Annotated in this window: 17 protein-coding genes; 8 read left to right on the top strand and 9 right to left on the bottom strand. The window is 62.8% G+C overall.

The window, feature by feature from the left end; genetic code table 11:
- Positions 1-377 precede the first annotated feature (377 nt).
- Positions 378-2,003, top strand: coding sequence for a methyl-accepting chemotaxis protein (locus tag JN756_RS20050; RefSeq protein ID WP_108525027.1), 1,626 nt, complete (start codon positions 378-380; stop codon positions 2,001-2,003).
- A gap of 31 nt (positions 2,004-2,034) precedes the next feature.
- On the opposite strand, the gene JN756_RS20045 is transcribed toward JN756_RS20050, so the two are convergent.
- On the bottom strand, positions 2,035-2,898 hold the full coding sequence (locus JN756_RS20045) for an MBL fold metallo-hydrolase (protein WP_079444260.1): 864 nt from the start codon (positions 2,896-2,898) through the stop codon (positions 2,035-2,037).
- A gap of 319 nt (positions 2,899-3,217) precedes the next feature.
- Here JN756_RS20045 and JN756_RS20040 point away from each other — a divergent pair, with 319 nt between their 5' ends.
- The 3 genes from JN756_RS20040 (at position 3,218) to JN756_RS20030 (ending at position 7,693) form a co-directional block, all read left to right on the top strand.
- Positions 3,218-4,393 carry a porin gene (locus tag JN756_RS20040; RefSeq protein WP_017847495.1) on the top strand — a complete coding sequence of 392 codons (1,176 nt, stop codon included), beginning with the start codon at positions 3,218-3,220 and terminating at the stop codon, positions 4,391-4,393.
- Positions 4,394-4,641: 248 nt separating this feature from the next.
- Positions 4,642-5,799, top strand: coding sequence for a nitric oxide-sensing protein NosP (gene nosP / locus JN756_RS20035; RefSeq protein ID WP_046382808.1), 1,158 nt, complete (start codon positions 4,642-4,644; stop codon positions 5,797-5,799).
- Positions 5,729-7,693 carry a PAS domain-containing hybrid sensor histidine kinase/response regulator gene (locus JN756_RS20030; protein WP_079444258.1) on the top strand — a complete coding sequence of 655 codons (1,965 nt, stop codon included), beginning with the start codon at positions 5,729-5,731 and terminating at the stop codon, positions 7,691-7,693. Before nosP ends, JN756_RS20030 begins: the two co-directional genes overlap by 71 nt.
- Before the next feature lie 236 nt (positions 7,694-7,929).
- Here JN756_RS20030 and JN756_RS20025 read toward each other — a convergent pair whose 3' ends face one another.
- The 6 genes from JN756_RS20025 to JN756_RS20000 form a co-directional block, all read right to left on the bottom strand.
- The gene (locus JN756_RS20025) at positions 7,930-8,595 is read right to left on the bottom strand and encodes a response regulator transcription factor (protein ID WP_017847492.1); all 666 of its coding nucleotides are present in this window, start codon (positions 8,593-8,595) and stop codon (positions 7,930-7,932) included.
- Positions 8,596-8,619: 24 nt separating this feature from the next.
- The gene (locus JN756_RS20020) at positions 8,620-9,159 is read right to left on the bottom strand and encodes a PQQ-dependent catabolism-associated CXXCW motif protein (protein ID WP_046382809.1); all 540 of its coding nucleotides are present in this window, start codon (positions 9,157-9,159) and stop codon (positions 8,620-8,622) included.
- 108 nt (positions 9,160-9,267) lie between these two features.
- Complete coding sequence (locus tag JN756_RS20015; protein ID WP_057005597.1) at positions 9,268-10,059, bottom strand: lanthanide ABC transporter permease protein PedC; 792 nt, start codon at positions 10,057-10,059, stop codon at positions 9,268-9,270.
- Complete coding sequence (locus JN756_RS20010) at positions 10,056-10,796, bottom strand: lanthanide ABC transporter ATP-binding protein PedB/LutE (RefSeq protein WP_201021208.1); 741 nt, start codon at positions 10,794-10,796, stop codon at positions 10,056-10,058. Before JN756_RS20010 ends, JN756_RS20015 begins: the two co-directional genes overlap by 4 nt.
- Positions 10,793-11,752 carry a YVTN family beta-propeller repeat protein gene (locus tag JN756_RS20005; protein ID WP_017847488.1) on the bottom strand — a complete coding sequence of 320 codons (960 nt, stop codon included), beginning with the start codon at positions 11,750-11,752 and terminating at the stop codon, positions 10,793-10,795. The genes JN756_RS20010 and JN756_RS20005 overlap by 4 nt, the downstream gene beginning before the upstream one ends.
- Before the next feature lie 34 nt (positions 11,753-11,786).
- Positions 11,787-12,971, bottom strand: a complete 1,185-nt coding sequence (locus JN756_RS20000) for a lanthanide ABC transporter ABC transporter substrate-binding protein PedA1 (protein ID WP_079444257.1) — start codon at positions 12,969-12,971, stop codon at positions 11,787-11,789.
- A 279-nt stretch (positions 12,972-13,250) separates the two neighbouring features.
- On the opposite strand from JN756_RS20000, the gene JN756_RS19995 reads away from it, so the two are divergent.
- Both JN756_RS19995 and JN756_RS19990 read left to right on the top strand, forming a co-directional pair.
- Positions 13,251-14,513, top strand: a complete 1,263-nt coding sequence (locus JN756_RS19995; RefSeq protein ID WP_079444256.1) for a HAMP domain-containing sensor histidine kinase — start codon at positions 13,251-13,253, stop codon at positions 14,511-14,513.
- A complete protein-coding gene (locus JN756_RS19990) occupies positions 14,510-15,136 on the top strand; it encodes a response regulator transcription factor (protein ID WP_017847484.1) in 627 nt (208 codons plus the stop codon). Before JN756_RS19995 ends, JN756_RS19990 begins: the two co-directional genes overlap by 4 nt.
- A 440-nt stretch (positions 15,137-15,576) precedes the next feature.
- On the opposite strand, the gene JN756_RS19980 is transcribed toward JN756_RS19990, so the two are convergent.
- Positions 15,577-16,224, bottom strand: a complete 648-nt coding sequence (locus JN756_RS19980; protein WP_201021207.1) for a pentapeptide repeat-containing protein — start codon at positions 16,222-16,224, stop codon at positions 15,577-15,579.
- Between the two features lie 78 nt (positions 16,225-16,302).
- Positions 16,303-18,210, bottom strand: a complete 1,908-nt coding sequence (gene exaA / locus JN756_RS19975) for a quinoprotein ethanol dehydrogenase (RefSeq protein ID WP_079444253.1) — start codon at positions 18,208-18,210, stop codon at positions 16,303-16,305.
- Positions 18,211-18,465: 255 nt separating this feature from the next.
- Here exaA and pedF point away from each other — a divergent pair, with 255 nt between their 5' ends.
- Positions 18,466-18,927 (top strand): cytochrome c-550 PedF, encoded by a 462-nt coding sequence (pedF, locus tag JN756_RS19970; RefSeq protein WP_017847481.1) that lies wholly within the window; start codon positions 18,466-18,468, stop codon positions 18,925-18,927.
- 3 nt (positions 18,928-18,930) lie between these two features.
- Entirely contained in the window at positions 18,931-19,806 is an 876-nt protein-coding gene (locus JN756_RS19965) for a substrate-binding periplasmic protein (protein ID WP_046382816.1), read from the top strand.
- The last annotated feature ends 7 nt before the right edge of the window (positions 19,807-19,813 follow it).

Here is a 19,813-nt window from a genome sequence, read left to right as displayed (position 1 = left end):
TCTTTATTGGCGCGCGCTTTTTAGTATTGACACCTGTCAATGTATGTTTTACCTGAGCGCTCTATTGTATCGGCTACGTTCCCCATTCAAGTGGCCGGACAAGTCATGGAGAATCAGCCGCCAAGGTGCCGTGTACCCTACGACTTTAATCTAACTTCGTATTCTAAATATTGCCGCCTGGCCCGATTGACTTCCAACGCGCTTTGGGCATCAGGCTGGATGAGTTTTGTTGTTTAGCTAAGTAATTAAAAAGAACGGGGTTTTTTTCTTGCATCATAAAAATTTCCTTGATCGCTCACGAATTTTTCACGCGTTATTAAACAAATTAGTTGCTATAAGCCACCTAACTAACAAGTCCACGTAAAAGGTGAATCGAGATGTCTATGAGATCCCTGAAATTGAATCTACGTACCACCCTTTGTTTCGGAGTGGTTTGCATTCTGCTGTTAATACAAGGGGGCATGACGCTGGTAAAAGTCGATTCCGTCTATTCTTCAACCGTTGAGATTGAAAACAACTGGCTGCCCAGTATTCGCCTGGCCGGAAGAATCGATTCAGCCCTGTTTAAGTTGCGTCTGGAGTTGCGCCGTTTTGCCATGGACAGTGCCCGGCAGGATCAAAGTTCACGGGATAGCCTTCAAAGTGTCCGATCGGAGTTGATGAAGATCGCCCAGAGCTACGCTTCCATGGTGTCGAGTCCCGAGGAACAGGCCAAATATGACGAAGTCATGAGCAGTATTGGCACTTACAACCAGAAGATCGACGAGTTTCTGACACTCTCTACCACAGGCTCCTCCGCGCAGATCGCCGCTTATCTGAGCGACGTGCAAGCCCCCGTCGCCCTCAAGGCGCAGGACTCGATCAACGACCTGATCACCCTGAACGGGCGCGGCTCCAATGAGGCGGTGCGGATCGCCTCCAGCGAATACAACGCGACTCGTCTGTTTACCTGGGTGCTGATGGGCGCTTCAGTGCTGTTGACCGTGGTCGTCGCGAGCCTGTTTACCCGCAGTATCATTACGCCAGTGCGTGAGTTGCTGGTGTCGACCTCCAAGATCGCCGACGGTGATCTGCGCGTGGCCATCGCCGTCAACGGCAAGGATGAGCTGACGGAGCTGCAACAATCGACTGCCGCGATGCAGATGAACCTCAAAACCACTTTGCAGCATATCTCCGAAGCCTCCGGGCAGTTGGCCTCGGCTGCCGAAGAGATGAGTTCGATTACCCGTGAGTCCAGCGCCGGTATCGAGCGCCAGAGCATGGAAACCGACCAGGCCGCCACGGCGGTCAATGAGATGACCGCGGCGGTGGAAGAAGTCGCGCGCAATGCCGTCTCGGCCTCCCAGTCGACCCAGGACTCCCAACGCTCGGCCCAAATCGGCCAGGAGCGTGTGACCCAGACCATCGCGTCGATTGAAAAACTCAGCGCCACCGTGCAGCAGACCGGTATGGAAGTCGAAGGCCTGGCCAAGCAGGCCCAGGACATCGCACGGGTGGTGGAAGTGATCCGCTCGATTGCCGAACAGACCAACCTGCTGGCGCTGAACGCCGCCATCGAAGCGGCGCGGGCTGGCGAGCAAGGCCGAGGGTTTGCGGTGGTGGCCGATGAAGTGCGGGCGCTGGCTCACCGGACCCAGACCTCGACCCAGGAAATCGAGCAGATGATCGCGAAGATCCAGGTCTGTTCCAACGAGGCGGTGTCGTCGATGACCATGAACCGCAGCGAAGCGGTGGACTCCCTGAAAATCGCCCACGAAGCAGGCCAGGCCATCACCCAGATCACCGAAGCGATTGCCGACATCAACGACCGGAACCAGTTGATCGCGACGGCCTCCGAAGAACAGGCGCATGTGGCGCGCTCCGTCGACCAGAACCTGATCAGCATTCGCGACCTGTCGATCCAGAGTTCGTCGGCCGCCGGGCAAACGTCGATTGCCAGCCACGAACTGTCGAAGCTGGCGATGGATCTCAAGCAGATTGTGGCTCAGTTCTCCATCGCGTGAACCCGCGACGCAGGTGGCCGGTTGAGCGCGTTCAGAGCTGATTGAGCGGGATCTTCAGGTACACCACCCCATTCTCTTCGGGCGGCGGCAGATTCCCCGCCCGCACATTCACCTGGATCGCCGGCAGCAGCAGTGTCGGCATCCCCAGCCCGGCATCGCGCTGGGTCCGCATCTGCACAAACGCCGCTTCATCCACCCCGTCATGCACATGGATATTGCCCGCGCGCTGCTCGGCCACGGTGGTCTGGCACCGGGCCTCACGGCCTTGTGGCGGGTAGTCGTGGCATACGTACAGTCGCGTCTGCGGCGGGAAGGCCAGGAGCTTGCGCATCGACGCATACAGCTGGTGTGCATCGCCACCGGGGAAGTCGCAGCGGGCGGTGCCGACGTCGGGCATGAACAGGGTGTCGCCGACCAGGATCAGTTGATCGTCGATCAGGTAGGCCATGTCCGCCGGGGTGTGGCCGGGCACGTGCAAGGCCTGGGCCTTCAAGTTGCCGATAGGGAAGATTTCATCCGGGGCAAACAGGTGGTCGAACTGCGAACCGTCGACGTGAAATTCCGGCTCCAGGTTGAACAGGTGCTTGAACACGTGCTGCACCTTGCTGATGGCCTGGCCAATGGCGATCTTGCCGCCCAACGTCCGGCGCAGGTAAGGCGCGGCGGACAGATGGTCGGCATGGGCGTGGGTTTCCAGCAGCCATTGCACCTGCAAGCGATGTTCGCGCACGTAGGCAATCACCTTGTCGGCCTGGCGTGTGTCGGTGCGCCCGGAGGCCGGGTCGTAATTGAGCACCGAGTCGACGATGGCGCAGGGGCCATCGTCGGCCTCATGCACCACATAGGTGTAGGTCGACGATGCCTCGTCCAGAAAAGCCTGAATCAACGCGGGCATGGGCGGCGGTCCTTGGTGGCGGGCTGCGGGTTACATTCGCGATGTGTCCCACATGGGCTTGGCAGATTAAGGGAAAAAAGCGCTGCGAGGCAAAGTGTCGACCTGTAACAGGACATGACGCGGTCTTTCGGCATGTTGTTCAGGGTCGGTCTTACACCCTAAGTGCCGCGTCTGTGAACGGGCCGGTCTTACACCGAATTTGCCGAGCCCCCGCTGCCCGTCCAAAGCACCCTGAAATTGGCGCCAAGGCAGCGTAGGCCGTGGCCTGGCAGCTTTCGATAATCGCCTCCGACATCATGTCCCCGTTGCGGAGCGCACCATGCATAACAATAAGAAACTCCCCCTGCGTCTGTTGCCTGTGTTTCTCGTCGGCCTGGGCCTGAGCCCGTTCGCCAGCGCCGAAATCATGCTGTACGACAAAGACGAAACCACCTTCTCCACCGATGGCTACATCAACGCCTTCTACGTCAACAGCAACGTAGACCGCGCCGGTGACCAATACGACCGCCGCCAGGCTCGGGTGAAGATGGGCTTTTTGCCCAACTACCTGGGCTTCAACATGACCAAGCAGGCCGACGACCTCAAGCTCGGCGCCCGTGCCTCGTTCTGGGTGACCATCAACGACAGCCAGACCAACGGCACCGACACCGCCATCGATGTGCGCCAGTTCTACGGCACAGTGGCCAACCCGGAGTGGGGCGAAGTGCTGATCGGCAAGGACTTCGGCCTGTTCGCCCGCTCCAACATCCTGCTCGACGAATTGCTCGCGGGCTACGGCCAGGTCAGCGACAGCCTCGGCCTGGTCGACGGCGGCGGGGTTTCGTTCGGCAATATCGGCAGCGGCTATCCATACCCGTTCCCGACCTCGCAGATCACCTACCGCACCCCGGTGATGGACGGCCTGCGTGTTGCCGTCGGCATCCTCGACCCGGTCGATACCAACGACAGCAGCCCCCAAGGCAAGGCCTACCAGAAAAACCCGCGTACCGAGAGCGAGATCACCTACCAGTTCGACCTGGGCGGGGCGAAGATCTACAGCTGGCTCAACGGCAGCTACCAGACCTCGGACAACACCGATTCCAATGTCGACAGCGTCACCTCCAAAGGCGTGGGCTACGGCGTACAGGCGAAAATGGGCGGCCTGTCCCTGACCGGCTCGGGCTTCCAGGCCAAGGGCATCAACCCGTTCTTCACCAACAATGCCGGCGAAGCGACCCTGCGCAATGTCGACAGCAACGGCTACCTGCTGCAAGGCTCCTACAAGCTGGGCAAGAACCGCCTGGCGCTGTCGTATGGCAAGACCAAGGACGACGGCAACGGCGTGGTGGGCAGCGGCGCCGACTATGACACCCGTGGCATTGCGCTGTTTCACGACGTGAACGACAACCTGAAGCTGGTCGCTGAATACAACCAGTTCCAGATCAAGGGGCATGACACCAGCGCACAAAATGAAGACACCGACACCTTCGCCGTCGGTGCCGTGCTCACCTGGTAAGACCTGACTGCCCTGGTCTTTAAGTGGTACGCGGTCAAAATGTGGGAGGGGGCTTGCCCCCGATAGCGGTGGTTCAGTTGGCTCATTTGTAGCTGATCCACCACCATCGGGAGCAAGCTCCCTCCCACATTTGATTACCTGCATCCTGGGCGTCTCATCCCATCGCATCCCCCCACCCAGTACCCAAGTAGCATAGGTTCCGCCCCCCCAGCCTTCGTACACTCATGCCTCAGAGCGGAGAGTCGACGATGCACAACCATGAAGGCGTAGTCAGTGCCATGTCTCTGGCCACCGATGCCGGGCAGGCCGCCGAAGAATTGGCCGAGCAACTGCTGCATCCGTACCTGGGCTTCGTGCTGTTTTTCTGCTCGGCTTCCTACGACCTGCAGGCGCTCGGCCAAGCCCTGCAACGTTGTTTCGGCAATGTGCGCCTCGTCGGTTGCACCAGCGCCGGCGAGATCACACCCCAAGGCTACGGGCGCAATTGCGTGACGGCGATGGGCTTTAACCACGCGCATTTTTCGATTGCCACCGAACTGATCGACCAGGTGGAACACTTCAGCCTGATCGACGCCCAGCACATGGTCGAACGCCTGGTGGGCGGCTGTCGCAGCAACACCCTGGCGCCGATCAAGGGCAACACCTTCGCCCTGACCTTGCTCGACGGGCTGTCCAGCCGTGAAGAAATGGTGCTCGCGGCCCTCAGCGCGGCGCTCGGCGATATCCCGCATTTCGGCGGCTCGGCCGGCGACGACAATTACCTCACGCACACCCACGTGTATTTCAACGGCGCGTTCCACAGCGGCGCGGCCGTGGTGGTGCTGGTCAATACCTGGCTGGACTTCGAGGTGTTCACCACCCACCACATTCTGCCGCGTGCGGAAAAACTCGTAGTGACCGGCGCCGACAGCCCGTCGCGGCGGGTATTCGAGCTCAACGCCGAGCCCGCCGCGGAGGAGTACGCGCGGCACATCGGCGTGGCCGTGGCCGACCTCGACCACCGCGTCTTTGCCGCGCATCCGCTGGCGGTACGTATCCACGACCAGTACTACGTCAGGGCGATCCAGCAGGTGCATGACGACCTGAGCCTGAGTTTCTACTGCGCCGTGGAAAACGGCATCGTCCTCACGGTGATGACACCCGGGCCGATCCTGCCGAACCTGGTAACCCTGTTCGACGGCCTGCAATCTCGCCTCGGCGAGCTGCTGCTGACCATTGGCTGCGACTGCTTCCTGCGCCGCCTGGAGCTGGAAGACAGCGGCACCCTGGAGCAGATCGGCGGCTTCCTGCGCGACCAGCGGGTGATGGGGTTCAACACCTACGGAGAACAGTTCAATGGCATGCATATCAACCAGACCTTCACCGGCGTCGCCATTGCCCGAGGGCGAGCCCCAGGATCGCAATGAACTGTTGGCCGAGTTGGCGCGGCTACGCCTGGACAACTACAAGCTGACGCGGATCAACGCGGCGCTGATCGAGCGCATCGAGTCCGGGGTGACCCAGGGCAACGACCCCTACACCACGTTCCAGCACTCGGTGGTGCTCGCCGAACAAGTGCGCGAGCGCACCGACGCGCTGAACCAGGCGATGGCCGAACTGCGCGCCAGCAACCACTTGCTGATCAACGCCCGCCTGCGCGCCGAAACCCTGCGCCGCGAGCAGGCCGCGGCGCAAAAGGCGCAGGAGAGCGAGCGCTGGATTCGCCTGATCACCGACCATGTGCCGGCGCTGATCGGCTACCTGAATGCCGACCTGGTGTATGAGTTCACCAACAAGGTCTATGAAGAATGGTACTGCTGGCCGCGGGGCATGATGCTCGGCCAGAGCCTGCGCGAAGTCCACAGCGAACAACACTGTCAGCGCCTGGATGCCTACGTCTCGCGGGCGCTGGCGGGGGAGAGCGTGACCTTCGAATTCGCCGAAACCAACATCAACAACCAGGAGCGCTACATGCTGCGCTCCTACGTGCCAAACCGCCTGGCCAGTGGCGAAGTGGTGGGGATCTTTGTGCTGATCCGCGACATCACCGAGCGCCGGCGCACCGCCGAAGCCTTGCACCAGGCCTATCAGAACCTGGAGCTGCGCGTCGCCCAGCGCACCTCGGAACTGACCTCGCTGAACGACCAGTTGCTGCGCGAAATCGACGAGCGCCGCCGCGTGGAATCGCGCCTGCGCGAAGCCAAGCTCGAAGCCGAGCAGGCCAACCTGTCAAAAACCAAATTCCTCGCCGCCGTCAGCCACGACCTGTTGCAACCGCTGAACGCCGCGCGCCTGTTCACCGGCGCCTTGCTTGAACGCCGCGAACCCCAGGCCAATGAAACCCTGGTGCGCAACGTGAGCAACTCGCTGGAAGACGTGGAAAACCTGTTGGGCACCCTGGTTGATATTTCCAAGCTGGATGCTGGGGTGATCAAAGCCGATATCGCCCCGTTCGCCCTCAGCGAGCTGCTCGACAACCTCGCCGTCGAATTCACCCAACTGGCGCGCAGCGAAGGCCTGGAGTTGCACTTCGTCGGCTGCTCGGCGCTGGTGCGCAGCGATATCCAGCTGCTGGCGCGGATTCTGCGCAACCTGCTGAGCAATGCGATTCGCTACACCTACTCGGGGCGCGTGGTGCTGGGCTGCCGCCGCCAGCACCAGCGCTTGTCGATCCAGGTCTGGGACAGCGGCATGGGCATTGCCGAAGATCGCCTGGAGGAAATTTTCCAGGAGTTCAAACGCGGCGATGTGCAGCGGCGCGACCAGGATCGCGGGTTGGGCCTGGGCCTGGCCATCGTGGAAAAAATCGCCGGCATCCTCGGCCATCGCATCACCGTCAAGTCGTGGCCGGGCAAGGGCTCGATGTTCGCGGTGGACGTGCCCTTGAGCGCCACCGCGCCCAAATCGCTGCCGCAGCCGTCCATGAGCGAACCGATGCTGGAGCGCCTGCAAGGCGCGCGGGTGTGGGTGCTGGATAACGACGCAGCGATCTGCGCGGGAATGCGGACCTTGCTGGAAGGGTGGGGCTGCCGGGTGGTCACCGCGTTATCGGAACAAGACCTGGCGCGGCAGGTGGACAACTACCACGCCGAGGCCGACCTGCTGATCGCCGATTACCACCTGGACGATGAGCAGAACGGCGTCGACGCCGTGGCACGCATCAACGCCCGGCGCGCCAGCCCGATCCCGGCCATGATGATCACCGCCAATTACAGCAACGAACTGAAGCTGCAGATCCGCGAACTGGGACACACCTTAATGCACAAGCCGGTGCGGCCGATGAAGCTCAAGACCGCGATGAGCCACCTCTTAGGCAAATGACCACCGAACGCTCCTCAAACAGCGATCAAACAGAGATCCAGAGATCCAGAGATCCAGAGAACCAGAGATCAAATGGAGATCCAATGTGGGAGGGGGCTTGCCCCCGATAGCTGACTGTCAGTCACTGCACCTATAACTGATCCACCGTTATCGGGGGCAAGCCCCCTCCCACACAAGCCCCACACAAACCCCACACAAACCCCTTCCCACAAGGGTTCTATGCGCTTTCCGAAAGATCAGCGACGCAGATAAGAACCAAAATCAATATCCCCCGCGCTCAAGATCGCCTGCACCCGATTATGCACATTCAACTTGCGCAAAATCGCCGACACATGGGCCTTCACCGTGGTCTCGGCGATCTCCAGGGTGTAGGCAATCTGCTTGTTCGACTCGCCCTTGGTCATCCGCTCCAGCACCAGCAACTGCTTGCGGGTCAACGCCTGCAGCAATTCCGGAGCGAAGCCCGGGTTTTCGTTCAGGCGCCGGTGGGTGCCGGGTTTCTGGGTGCGGATGATGTCCGGCGGCAGGTACACATTGCCGTTGAGAATCTGCTGGATCGCCTCGGTCATTTGCTGGCGCGGCGACGACTTGGTGATAAAACCGACGGCGCCATAGGTGATGGCCTGCAGCACGATTTGCTTGTCTTGCTCGGCGGACACGATCACCACCGGGATGGTCGGCGATTCGTTGCGCAGGTTGATCAGGCCATTGAGACCGTGCATGCCGGGCATGTTCAGGTCGAGCAGGATCAGATCGAGGTCGTCGTGTTCCTGGGTCAGCGCCAGGGCGCTGTCCAGATCGGCGGTCTCCATCACTTCGCTGCCGGGGAAACCATCGCTGATGACGTTATGAATCGCTTCGCGAAACAGTGGGTGATCATCGGCAATCAGGATTTTGTACATGGCCGTTCACCTTTCTTATTGTGGTTATTCAAATGGCTCGGGTTGCGCCACCGACACCGGCAGCTTCGCCGCTTCCCAGGCATCCAGGCCATCGCGATACCAATACACAGAGGTATAGCCCAGGTTGGCCGCACGTTTTACCGCGTTCCAACTCAGCCAGCAATCGGAGCGGCAATAGAACACCAATGGTCGTGCCAGGTTGCCGCCGCTGTAGGTGTACAGGTGGCGCACGAAATAGCTTTGCCACTCCGGCGTGAGGTCGCCGTCGCCGGTGTTGGCCAGCCAACGGCTGCCGGGCAGGTTGGCGTGGGGCTGGTCTTCGATGAAGCGGCCTTGCAGCCACTGGCGGCGATACGTATCGATCAGCACCGGGGCTGGGGTTTGGGTCAGCAGGGCTTGCAGGGCAGGGGTGTCGATGATCGTCGCGCCCTGCACATGATCGGGCGTGGGGCTGCGATACAGGCTGATGCGATAGCCGTCGGCGGAAAATAATGCGGTATCGGCCTGTACGTTGGCGGCAAACAGGCACAGCAGCGCCAACAAGGGCAGTCGGGCAGGCAGCATGGCAGGGCGATCCTTATCGTTATGCGCCCATTACACGTGAGTCCCGAGCCCTTGGGAATGCGACGATAGACAGTAAAACCAGTACTAAAGTAGTAGTTTTTGCCGCCCTCAGCCTTTTTTGCGCAACGCTGCATGCTGGGGGTTGAAGGTCAACACCGCCAACACCGCGAACAATACGGTCAAGCCCAGGCACACCGCGAGGGCCAGGCCGGCGAAGCGTTCATACAGGGCAAAGCGCACCAGCTCGACGGCGTGGGTGAAGGGGTTGATTGCGCACAGCCAATACAACCACTCGCTGGAGTCGCGCATCTTCCACAACGGGTACAGCGCCGACGATATGAAAAACAGCGGGAAGATCACGAAATTCATCACCCCGGCAAAGTTCTCCAGTTGACGGATCGCGTTCGACAGCAGCAAACCCAGCGCGCTCAGCATCAAGGCCACCAGCAGCAAGGCCGGCAGGGCGATCAACAGCCCCATGACAGGCGGTTGCACGCCGTAGACCCAGGCGATCGCCAGGAACCCGTACACCTGCAACAGTGAAATCAGCGCGGTGGCGAGCAACTTGCTGCACAGCAAAAACGTGCGCGGCAGCGGGCTGGTCAGCAGCACGCGCATGCTGCCCATCTCGCGGTCGTAGACCATCGACAGCGAACCCTGCATGCCGTTGAACAGCAGGATCATGCAAGCCAGCCCCGGGATGATGTAGACCTCATAGGGAATGTAGGTGTCGTAGGGTTCGATCACCGAGATACCCAGCGCGGCGCGGAACCCGGCGGCGAACACCAGCAGCCACAACAGCGGGCGCACCAGGGCGCTGAGAAACCGCGTGCGCTGCAATACAAAGCGCAGCCACTCGCGCAGCACGATGCCGCGCAAGCATTGCCAGTAAGCGTTCATGCCGGGGCTCCCGTCGTTGTGGGGCGGGTCAGGCGCGCAAAGACGCTGCCGAGGTCGCCACCCTGTTCGAGGATCAGCGCATCGACCTGCCCGCTGGCCACCAAGCGGCCCTGGTGCAGGATCATCAACGCATCGTCGGGTTGCACTTCATCGAGCAGGTGGGTGGTCCACAGCACGCTGATGCCTTGCTCAAGGCACAGGTTGCGCACGTGCTGGTTCAGCGCCAGGCGGCTGGCGGGGTCGAGGCCGACGCTGGCTTCATCCAGCAGCAGCAAGCGCGGTTCATGCAACAACGCCCGGGCGATTTCCACGCGGCGCCGGTGCCCGCCGTTGAGCTCGCGGACTTTTTCGCGGCGCCGCTCGGTGAGGGCCTGGCGCGCCAGCTCGGCGGCGACGCGCACGTCGGTCTGGCGCCGCGACAAACCGTGCAGCGCGGCGTGATAACGCAGGTTCTGTTCGACGCTCAAGTCCAGGTCCAGGGTGCTTTGCTGGAACACCACCCCCAGTTGCGTGAGGGCTGCGCGCGGTGCATCGCGCAGGGAGTGGCCGCCGACGCGGATGTCGCCGCTTTGCAGGTCGTACAAGCGCGTGAGCAGGGCGATCAAGGTCGACTTGCCGGCGCCGTTGGGCCCCAGCAACGCGGCAAAGCGCCCCGGTGCCAGGCTGAAACTCACCTCGTGCAAAGCCTGGCGCTCGCCATAGGCGAAGCTCAGGTCGCGCACCTCCAGGGCGTTCATGGCGTGACCACCACGCCCCATGGATAACGCCCGACCTTCACCGACTTGAGCACCTTGAGGCTGTCCACATCGATCACCGACACATCGCCGCTGACGCCATTGGTGGCCAGCAACTGTTTTTCGTCCGGGGTAAATGCCATCTGCCACACGCGGCGGCCTACCAGCAGGTAGTCGAGGATCTCGAAGGTCTTGGCGTCGATCACCGCCACATGGTTGGCCGGGCCCAGGGCGACAAAGGCGTACTTGCCGTCGGAACTGAGCTTGATCCCCACCGGCTGCACCTTGTCCGGGTGGACGCCCTTGATCTTGAACGTCAGGGTTTTGAGGATCGCGCGGCTGGCCACATCGAGAATGGTCACGGTGCCGCCGATCTCCGCCGAGGCCCACAGCTGCGAGCCATCGTGGTTGAACTCGACGAAGCGCGGGCGCTGGTCCACCAGGGTGCTGTCGACCAGGGTCTGGGTGCTGGTGTCGATCCAGTGCAGCATGTTCGTGGTTTCGCTGGTGTTCACCGCCCACTTGCCGTCCGGGCTCACGGCCATGCCTTCGGGCTCTACGCCGACGTTGATCTGGCCTAGCACCTTGGAGGTCTCGGTGTCGATCACCGTGACCAGTGCATCGTCTTCGTTGGACACATACAGCCAGCGGTCATTGGGGTGCAGGGCGAACTGCTCGGGGTCTTTGCCGGAGGGCAGCTCCTTGATGATCTTGCGCGTGGCCACGTCCATCACCTGCACGCGGTCCGAGTCGCTGGCGCAGATGTACAGCAGCTTTTTGTCATGGGACAGCAGCAGGCCCCGCGGGCGCTGGCCGACCTTGAGCGTGTCGGTGACTTGCAGGGTCTGCATGTCGATCAGGCTGAGGGTGTTGTCTTTCTCGTTGGAGACCCAGGCGGTGCTGGCCACGGCGTGCCCGGCGGCAAGCAGCAGGGCGCATGAGAGCAGGGTGCGGCGCATGGCGGATTCCTTATTATTGTGAGTAGGGGAGCGATCAAGGGAAGCGGCAGGTCACCTCGGGTTTGTCGTAGCCCAGGCTGTCCATTTCGTTGAAGGGGTGCAGGAAACCGTCCTGGGGCGAGGTGCTGACCAGGGCGCGGGGCTGCACGATCGGAATCGGTTGGCGCAGTTGGCCGTTCCACGGGCGATAGCTGAGCTTGCGGCCCTTGAAGCCGTCCAGCGGCAGTTGCTCGCTGATCTCCAGTTGGCGGATGGTCATGGGGTCGACCTGGCGCAGCTTGTTCACCGCACTGGCAACGCTGCGCACGGCCATCCAGGCGGCGAAGTCGCGGTCGTTCATCCAGCGCCCGGCCAGGGCTTCGAAGCGTTTTTGCAGTTGCGCGGCGCCGTAGGTTTCGACGGTCTTGTGCCAGCCGGTGGGCGTCAGGCCCTGGGTGCCGGCGACGGGGCGCGGGTACCAGGTCTGGTAGGGCACGTATTCGCCGAAGTCGCCGCGCTCGTCCGCCACCAGCACCACGTCGTATTCGGCGGTCTGGGTGAACAGCGGCATGTCTGCCTGGGCGCTGCGGCGTTGGTCGTTATCGAAGCGCCAGGCTTTCTCCGCCACCAGATGCACGCCGAAGCGCTTGGCGGCGCGGCGCAGGGCGGCGGCGTAGGCCTGGTCATCCTCGGTGGGGCCGACGATCAGCAGCGCCTTCTGCCATTTGCGCACCACCAGAAATTGCGCCAGGGCATCGGCGAGCATGGCGCGGCTGGGCAGCGTGTGCAGCACGTTGCCCAGGCAGTCGGTGCTGCGCAGGCTGTCATCGGGGCTGCCGGCGTTGAACAGCAGGCTGTCGGGCAGGGCCGCGCTGAGCTGGCGCAGGCTGGCGGCGGGGGCGTTGACCACGAACAGGCGCAGGCCCTGGTCGTGCTGGGCCTGGGCGGCGGCGAGCAGGGCGTCGGGGCTGTCCACCGTGGCGCTGGTCAGGCTGTAGCGTTGGTTGAGAAAGGCGCCGGTGCTGTTGCTGTCGATGATCGCCAGCTCCGCACCGCGTTGCCCGGCGTCGGTGGGCTCGGGGATCACATTCGACAGCAGCGGCCCAGGGTCGGGCCGATAGCCCAGGTAGCCGATCTGCACCGCCAACGGCGCCTCGGCGGCCTGGCTGGCAGTGGCCACCCCGGCGGCGCAGGCAATCGCCAGCAGGTAGAGCACGGCGTAGGGGGCGAGCTGGCGCATAAGGCACTCCATGTCAGGTAGCGCCAGCATAGGAAGCCTTATGTCTGCTGCAAATATGCAGAAAGTACCGCTGAGCCAGTACCAAGGTAGTAGCCCCGCGCAGGTGGCGCGGTCTTAGCATGGGTTACCCCCACCGTGTCCATCCGGGAGATGAACGATCATGCAAATCCTCAAGGCGCTGCTTTTGCCGTTCCTGCTGATCGTGAGCCTGATCGGCGTCGACAAGCTGCACGCACCACGCCCGGCGCTGAGCGTGCCCGCCAGCGTGGCGCACTAGGTATGTCGGCACTGTGGCGCATCAACCTGTGGGTGTGCGGTTTCTTCGCCTTGGTCACCTGCGCCTGCACCGCGCTGTTGCTGCATCAGGCCCTGACCGATGTGGAGCGTGAGCTGCAATCGGCCGAAGCGGTGGTGCATTACCTCAGCGCAACCGCCGAGCGCGACCCGGCCAGCCTGCAACCGCATCTCACCGCCAGCCTGCGCCATGTGCGCGTGCATTGGCTGGCCCCCGACGAGACCTTGCCGGCGCCGCTGCCGTCCGGCCTGGACGCCTGGCTCGGGCGCCTGCTGTTTGCCGAGGCGCGGCGCAGTGCCCAGGTGCTGGACCTGCCGGACGGCCGCCGCGTGTCCATCGCCGTCGACCCGCGGGATGAGATCGATGAAGTCTGGGACTCCCTGCAACAACTGTTGAGCCTGTGCGCCCTGGCCCTGGCCCTGAGCCTGCTGACCATCCGCTGGGCGGTGCGCCGTGGCATGGGCGTACTCGACGAACTGCTGCGCGCCTTGCAACAGGTGTGCGCCGGCCAGCTCAATGTGCGCCTGCGCAGCGCAGGATCACCCGAAGCGCGGCAACTGGCGCTGCATTTCAACCGCATGACCGACGCCCTGGAGCAGGCGCACACCGACAATACCCAACTGACCCAAACCCTGATGGCGGTGCAAGAGCAGGAGCGCAACCACCTGGCCCAGACCCTGCACGATGACCTCGGCCAATACCTGGCCGGCATTCGCGCCCAGGCCTGCCTGTTGCGTCTGGTCACCGACCAACCGCAATTGCTCGCGCGCACGGTGGCGCAACTGGAGGATCACTGCGATCACTTGCAGCAAGGCTTTCGCGCACTGGTCCACGACCTGTACCCGGTGGCCCTGCAGCACCTGCCGCTGGCCGAGGCGTTCGCGATGCTGGTGACGCAGTGGCAGGCCAGCCATGGCATCGATTGCCGGCTGCGGGTCAGCGCGGACCTGCCGGCGTTGTCCGGGGCGAGCAAGACGCACCTCTATCGCCTGCTGCAGGAAGCCCTGACCAATATCGTGCGGCATGCCGATGCCAGCCAGGTGCGCGTGCGCCTGCATCGTCACGGTTCGCGCCTGCGCCTGTGGGTGCGCGATAACGGCTGCGGCGCGCAAACGCCGCAGCGTCCGGGCGTCGGCCTGTATTCGATGTACGAACGCGCGCGCTGCCTGGGCGGCGAACTGACAATCCTCAGCCACCCCGGCGCCGGTTGGGCGCTGGCGTTGAACATGCCATTGGAGGCCTCATGAATATTCTGTTGGTGGACGACCATGCGGTGGTGCGCCAAGGCTATGCCAGCCTGTTGCGTGCACTGTTGCCGGCCATCGAAGTGCGCGAAGCGGCCAGCGGCGAAGAGGCCTTGAGCCGGGTCCAGGAAGCACTGCCGCATTTGGTGATCATGGACTTCGGCCTGCCCGGCATCAGCGGCCTGGAAACCACGCGCCGCCTGCGCCAGCGCCTGCCGCAACTGCGCGTGCTGTTCTTCAGCATGCACGACGAACTGCCGCTGGTGCGCCAGGCCCTGGAAGCCGGCGCCTCGGGCTACCTGACCAAAAGCTCGGCGCCCGAGGTGCTGATCGAAGCAGTGCGGCGCGTCCTCGACGGCCACGCCTATATCGAACAGTCCCTCGCCACCCAACTGGCCTACACGCCAAGCGACCAACGCTTGCAAGGCATGACCCCGCGTGAGCTGGAGATTTTCCTGATGCTGGCCAGAGGCACGCCGACCCGAGTGATTGCCGACCAGTTGAATATCAGCAGCAAGACCGTGTCCAACCACCTGACCCTGCTCAAGAGCAAATTGCAGGTCAGTTCCCATGCCGAACTGGTCCACCTGGGAATCGACCTAGGCGTGGTGCGCGTAGCGGGCTGATCCTCCCCCGTGTACCCCTGTTACCACTGTAGGAGCGAGCTTGCTCGCGAAAACCGTCAACGATAACGCAAAAAACCAGACCCCCCGCAGCGCTCCCGGGTTTTTCGCGAGCAAGCTCGCTCCTACAAAAGTTACCGGTCAGTGCCCATGCCTAGCGCGGGCACCTAGACCCCACTGTAGGAGCGAGCTTGCTCGCGAAAACCGTCAACGATAACGCGAAAAACCAGACCTCCCGCAGCGCTCCCGGGTTTTTCGCGAGCAAGCTCGCTCCTACAAAAGTTACCGATCAGTGCCCATGCCTAGCGCGGGCACCTAGACCCCACTGTAGGAGCGAGCTTGCTCGCGAAAACCGTCAACGATAACGCGAAAAACCATACCCCCCCGCAGCGCTCTCGGGTTTTTCGCGAGCAAGCTCGCTCCTACATTCAAATGGCGGTGTGCTAACGATTCCAGGTGGTGGGGCAGTCCTTGCAGCCTTCCATGTTGGCATCCTGGAAGTTCGCATAGTGCTGGCGGCTGCCCGTGAGGGTGGCCTGTTCCAGGTTGCTTTCGCTGAACTTGGCTTCCTGCAGATTCGCATCGCTCAGATCCGCCCCTCGCAGGTCGGCCTTGCTCAGCCAGGTCATTTCCAGGTCGGCGGCGCGCAGGTTGGCCTTGCGCATTTTTGCCCCGGACAGCCGCGCGAATTGCAGGTAGGCCGCGCTCAGGTTGGCGTTTTCAAACTGCGCTCCCTGGGCGAACAGGCCCCAACCCTGGATCGCCATCAGCGTGGCACCGGTGAAATCGGCCAGGCGCAGGTTGCTTTGTTGCAGGCTGGCGCGGGTCAGGTTGGCTCCCTGCAACTGGGCTTTTTCCAGGTTGGCCAGGTCGAGGTTGGCGTGGCGCAAGTCCGCATCGCGCAGGTCGGCGCCGGCCAGGTTCATTTTGCTGAGGTCCTGGTTGCTCAGGTTGGCGCCCCTGAGGTTGGCGCCGGGGCATTGGCTGTGTTCGGCGAGGGTGCAGCCGTTGATGACCAGCGGGGTGTCGTCGCCGTCGTCGGCGTGGGCCAGGGGCAGGGCGAGCAGGAGTAACAAGGGCAGATAGTTCATCTTGGAACCTCCAGACGAAGCAACCCCGTAACGTAGCAGCTGTCGAGCGCCAGCTGCTACGACGGGGCTGGGGACGGGTTATTTTTGGGCGGTCTTGTTATCCCAGCTCGGGATCTTGAACACCCAGAACGACCCACCCTGTGCCACCGGCTTGGTCAGCTCGGCCATGTCGCCGCCCCACAACGGCACCGCGCCGCCATAGCCGACGGTGACGCCGATGTACTGCTCGCCATCCTGTTCCCAGGTGATCGGCGGCGAGACGATGCCGCTGCCGGTCTGGAACTTCCACAGCTCCTTGCCGGTTTTCGCGTCGAAGGCCTTGAAGAAACCGTCGCCGGTGCCGGTGAACACCAGGTTGCCCTTGGTCGCCAGTACGCCGGCCCACAGTGGCAGGGCTTCCTTGTGCTCCCACACCACCTTGCCGGTGGTCGGGTTCATCGCCCGCAGTGTGCCGACGTGGTCGTCATACATGCGCTTGATACGGAAACCCATGCCCAGGTACGCCGAGCCCTTCTTGTAGTTGACCTCTTCGGTCCAGTATTCCTCTTTCCATTGGTTGCCCGGGATGTAGAACAGGCCGGTGTCCTGGCTGTAGGCCATGGGGTTCCAGTTCTTGCCGCCGAGGAACGGTGGCGAGACTTCCACCGGCTTGCCCTTGGTTTCACCGGGCAGCGGTTTGGCCGGACGCTGGCCCGGGTTTTCCACCGGACGACCGGTCTTCAGGTCGATATGGCTGGCCCAGGTGATGTTGTCGACGAACGGGAAGGCGTTCTGCAGCTTGCCGTTATTGCGGTCGACCACGTAGAAGAACCCGTTGCGGTCGGCGTGACCGGTGGCCTTGACCACTTTGCCGTCCTTGTCCTTGTAGTCGAACAGCACCAGTTCGTTGTTGCCGGAGAAGTCCCAGGCATCGTTCGGGGTGTGCTGGTAGAACCATTTCACTTCGCCGGTGCTCGGGTCGACACCGACCTGGCCCGAGGTGTAGAGGCTGTCGAAATCGTGCGGGTTGCCGTCCTTGGACGTGCGCGCCCAGGTGTTCCACGGGCCGGGGTTGCCGGCGCCGACGATGATGGTGTTGGTCTCGGCATCGAAACTCGCGCTCTGCCAAGGTGCGCCGCCGCCGTGGCTCCAGGCCTCGACCTTGCCGGTTTCGGTGGTTGGGTCATCCGGCCACGACGGCGCTTTGACGTCGCCGGTCGGGGTGCTGTCCTTGCCGTTCAGGCGGCCCATGTGGCCTTCGACGAACGGGCGCATCCACACTTCTTCGCCGGTGTCCGGGTCGCGCGCATACAGCTGGCCGACCACGCCGAACTCATCGCCGGAGCTGCCATGGATCAGCAGCACCTTGCCGCTGACCTTGTCTTTGATCAGCACCGGGGCGCCGGTCATGGTGTAACCGGCGGCGTGGTCGCCGAACTTCTTGTTCCACACCACTTTGCCGGTGTTCTTGTCGAGGGCGATCAGGCGCGCGTCGAGGGTGCCGAAGTAGATCTTGTCGCCAAAGATAGCCGCGCCGCGGTTGACCACGTCACAGCACGGGCGGATGTTTTCGGGCAGGCGGTGGTTGTAGGTCCACAGGCGTTTGCCGGTCTTCGCGTCGAGGGCGAACACGCGGGAGTAGGAGCCGGTGACGTAGACCACGCCGTCGCTGACGATGGCCTGGGATTCCTGGCCGCGCTGCTTCTCATCGCCGAACGAGTACGACCAGGCCGGGGTGAGCTTGAACACGTTCTTGTCGTTGACCTGGGCCAGCGGGCTCCAGCGCTGGGCGTTGGTGCCCATGCCGTATTGCAGTACGTCCTTGGTGCTCAGGTGGTCGTTGGCGATGTCTTCCCAGGTGACGTTGCGCGTCGCCTTTGCGGTGGACGGCGCGGCAGGGTCGGCGGCGGCGAAGCTGGCCGCACTCAAGGACAGGCTGCCGACCAGCAGGAAAGCCTGCACGGCAAGGCTCAGCGGCGAACGGGCGGGTAGCGATCTTATTATCATGGTTGCAGTTCCCAGTGGAGGTTTTGGCCTGCACAGGGTGGAGCGCCAGGGCGCTGCGCGGATACGGAAAAAGTCCCGCTGTTGCCGGGAAGACTTCCCGAAGCGCCGCTGTTTTAGGCGTGCCCCACAAGCCCTACTACCAAGGGAGGACAAGCCGGCCACCAAAGCAGCATACGGCCTATGCCCCAGGGTTTCTAAGATGGTTGCCATAACCTCTGCAATGAGGTTTTGCGTGCAATCCTGAGGGCAAAAATAATGACAACAAAACGCAATGCCTTGCTCGTCGCCGGGCTGTTGGCCGGTGTGATCGGTGCAGGCTCGGCCTGGGCCCACGGCAACGTGGTCCCGCAAGCAGTGGAAACCAAGGGCCTGACCTCGATCAAGGACGCCGGCGTGCCGGTCGACGAGGACGGCTGGGCGGCAGTGAACCCTTACCGCACGTCGCCTGAACACGACCGAGCCCTGGAAATCGGTTCGTCCGCCTACAATCAGAACTGCGCCGCCTGCCACGGCCTGGAAGCCAAGTCCGGCGGCATCGCCCCCGACTTGCGCATGCTGGATGTGGGCGAGGCCGGTGATGAGTGGTTTGTGCAGCGCGTGCGTCACGGCGCGGTGCGCGACGGCCGGGTATATATGCCGAAAATGGCCGATTACCTGAGCCAGGAAGCCTTGTGGGCGGTACGCACCTACCTGGACAGCGTTCACGTCGAGGAGTAAGCCATGCGCCTGTTCGCTTATGTGCTCGGCCTGGCCCTGCTGTGTTGCCAGACGGCACAGGCGCAGGTGCGCAGCTATGACCAGATGATCGCCGCCGGTGAGTTGAAAGTGGCGGTGTACAAGGACTTTGCCCCCTACAGTTTCGAAGACGGTGCCACCCCGCGCGGGGTCGACGTGGAGCTGGCCGAGGCCCTGGCCAAGGCGCTGGGGGTGCAGCTCAAATTGATCTGGGCGCCGGCCGGGGAAAAACTCGACGACGACCTGCGCGACTACATCTGGCGCGGCAGCCAGTTGCATAACCAGCAACTGGCCGACCTGATGATGCGCGCACCCTACGACCACGACTACGCGCAAAGGCGTAACGATCAGGGCGAACTGGAAAACGGCCATGTGGTGATGTTCGGGCCGTACCAGAACGAACAATGGCAGGTGGCCTACGACCGCCGCCGCCTGGACAAGGTCGCCAGCGTGGCGGTGTTCGAGGAGCACCCGATCGGCGTCGAAGTCGACAGCGTGCCGTCGTTCTACCTGACCTCGGTGTTCAACGGCATGCTCGCCCGCCAGACCCATCACTACCCCGGTGTACCCCAGGCGTTCGCGGCGATGAAGGCCGGTGAAGTCGACGCGGTGATGGCGATGCGCGGCGAGATCGACTGGCAGGTGCATCAAGCACGCGATCCGCAACTGGCCCTGGCGCAAAACGCTTACCCGAGCATGGGCCGGCAGCGCTGGGAGATCGGCATGGCGGTACACGAAAGTAATCGTCAGTTGGCCTATGCGGTGGAAGAGGCGCTGGAAGGCCTGATCCGCGACGGTTCGCTGCAAACCATCTACAGCCATTACGGCCTGCAGTACGAAGTGCCCGAAATGTACCAATAGGAGCAGG

It is taken from the genome of Pseudomonas sp. Y39-6, assembly GCF_023651955.1.
Lineage (GTDB): Bacteria > Pseudomonadota > Gammaproteobacteria > Pseudomonadales > Pseudomonadaceae > Aquipseudomonas > Aquipseudomonas veronii.
This window is presented reverse-complemented; position numbering and strand designations above follow the sequence as displayed.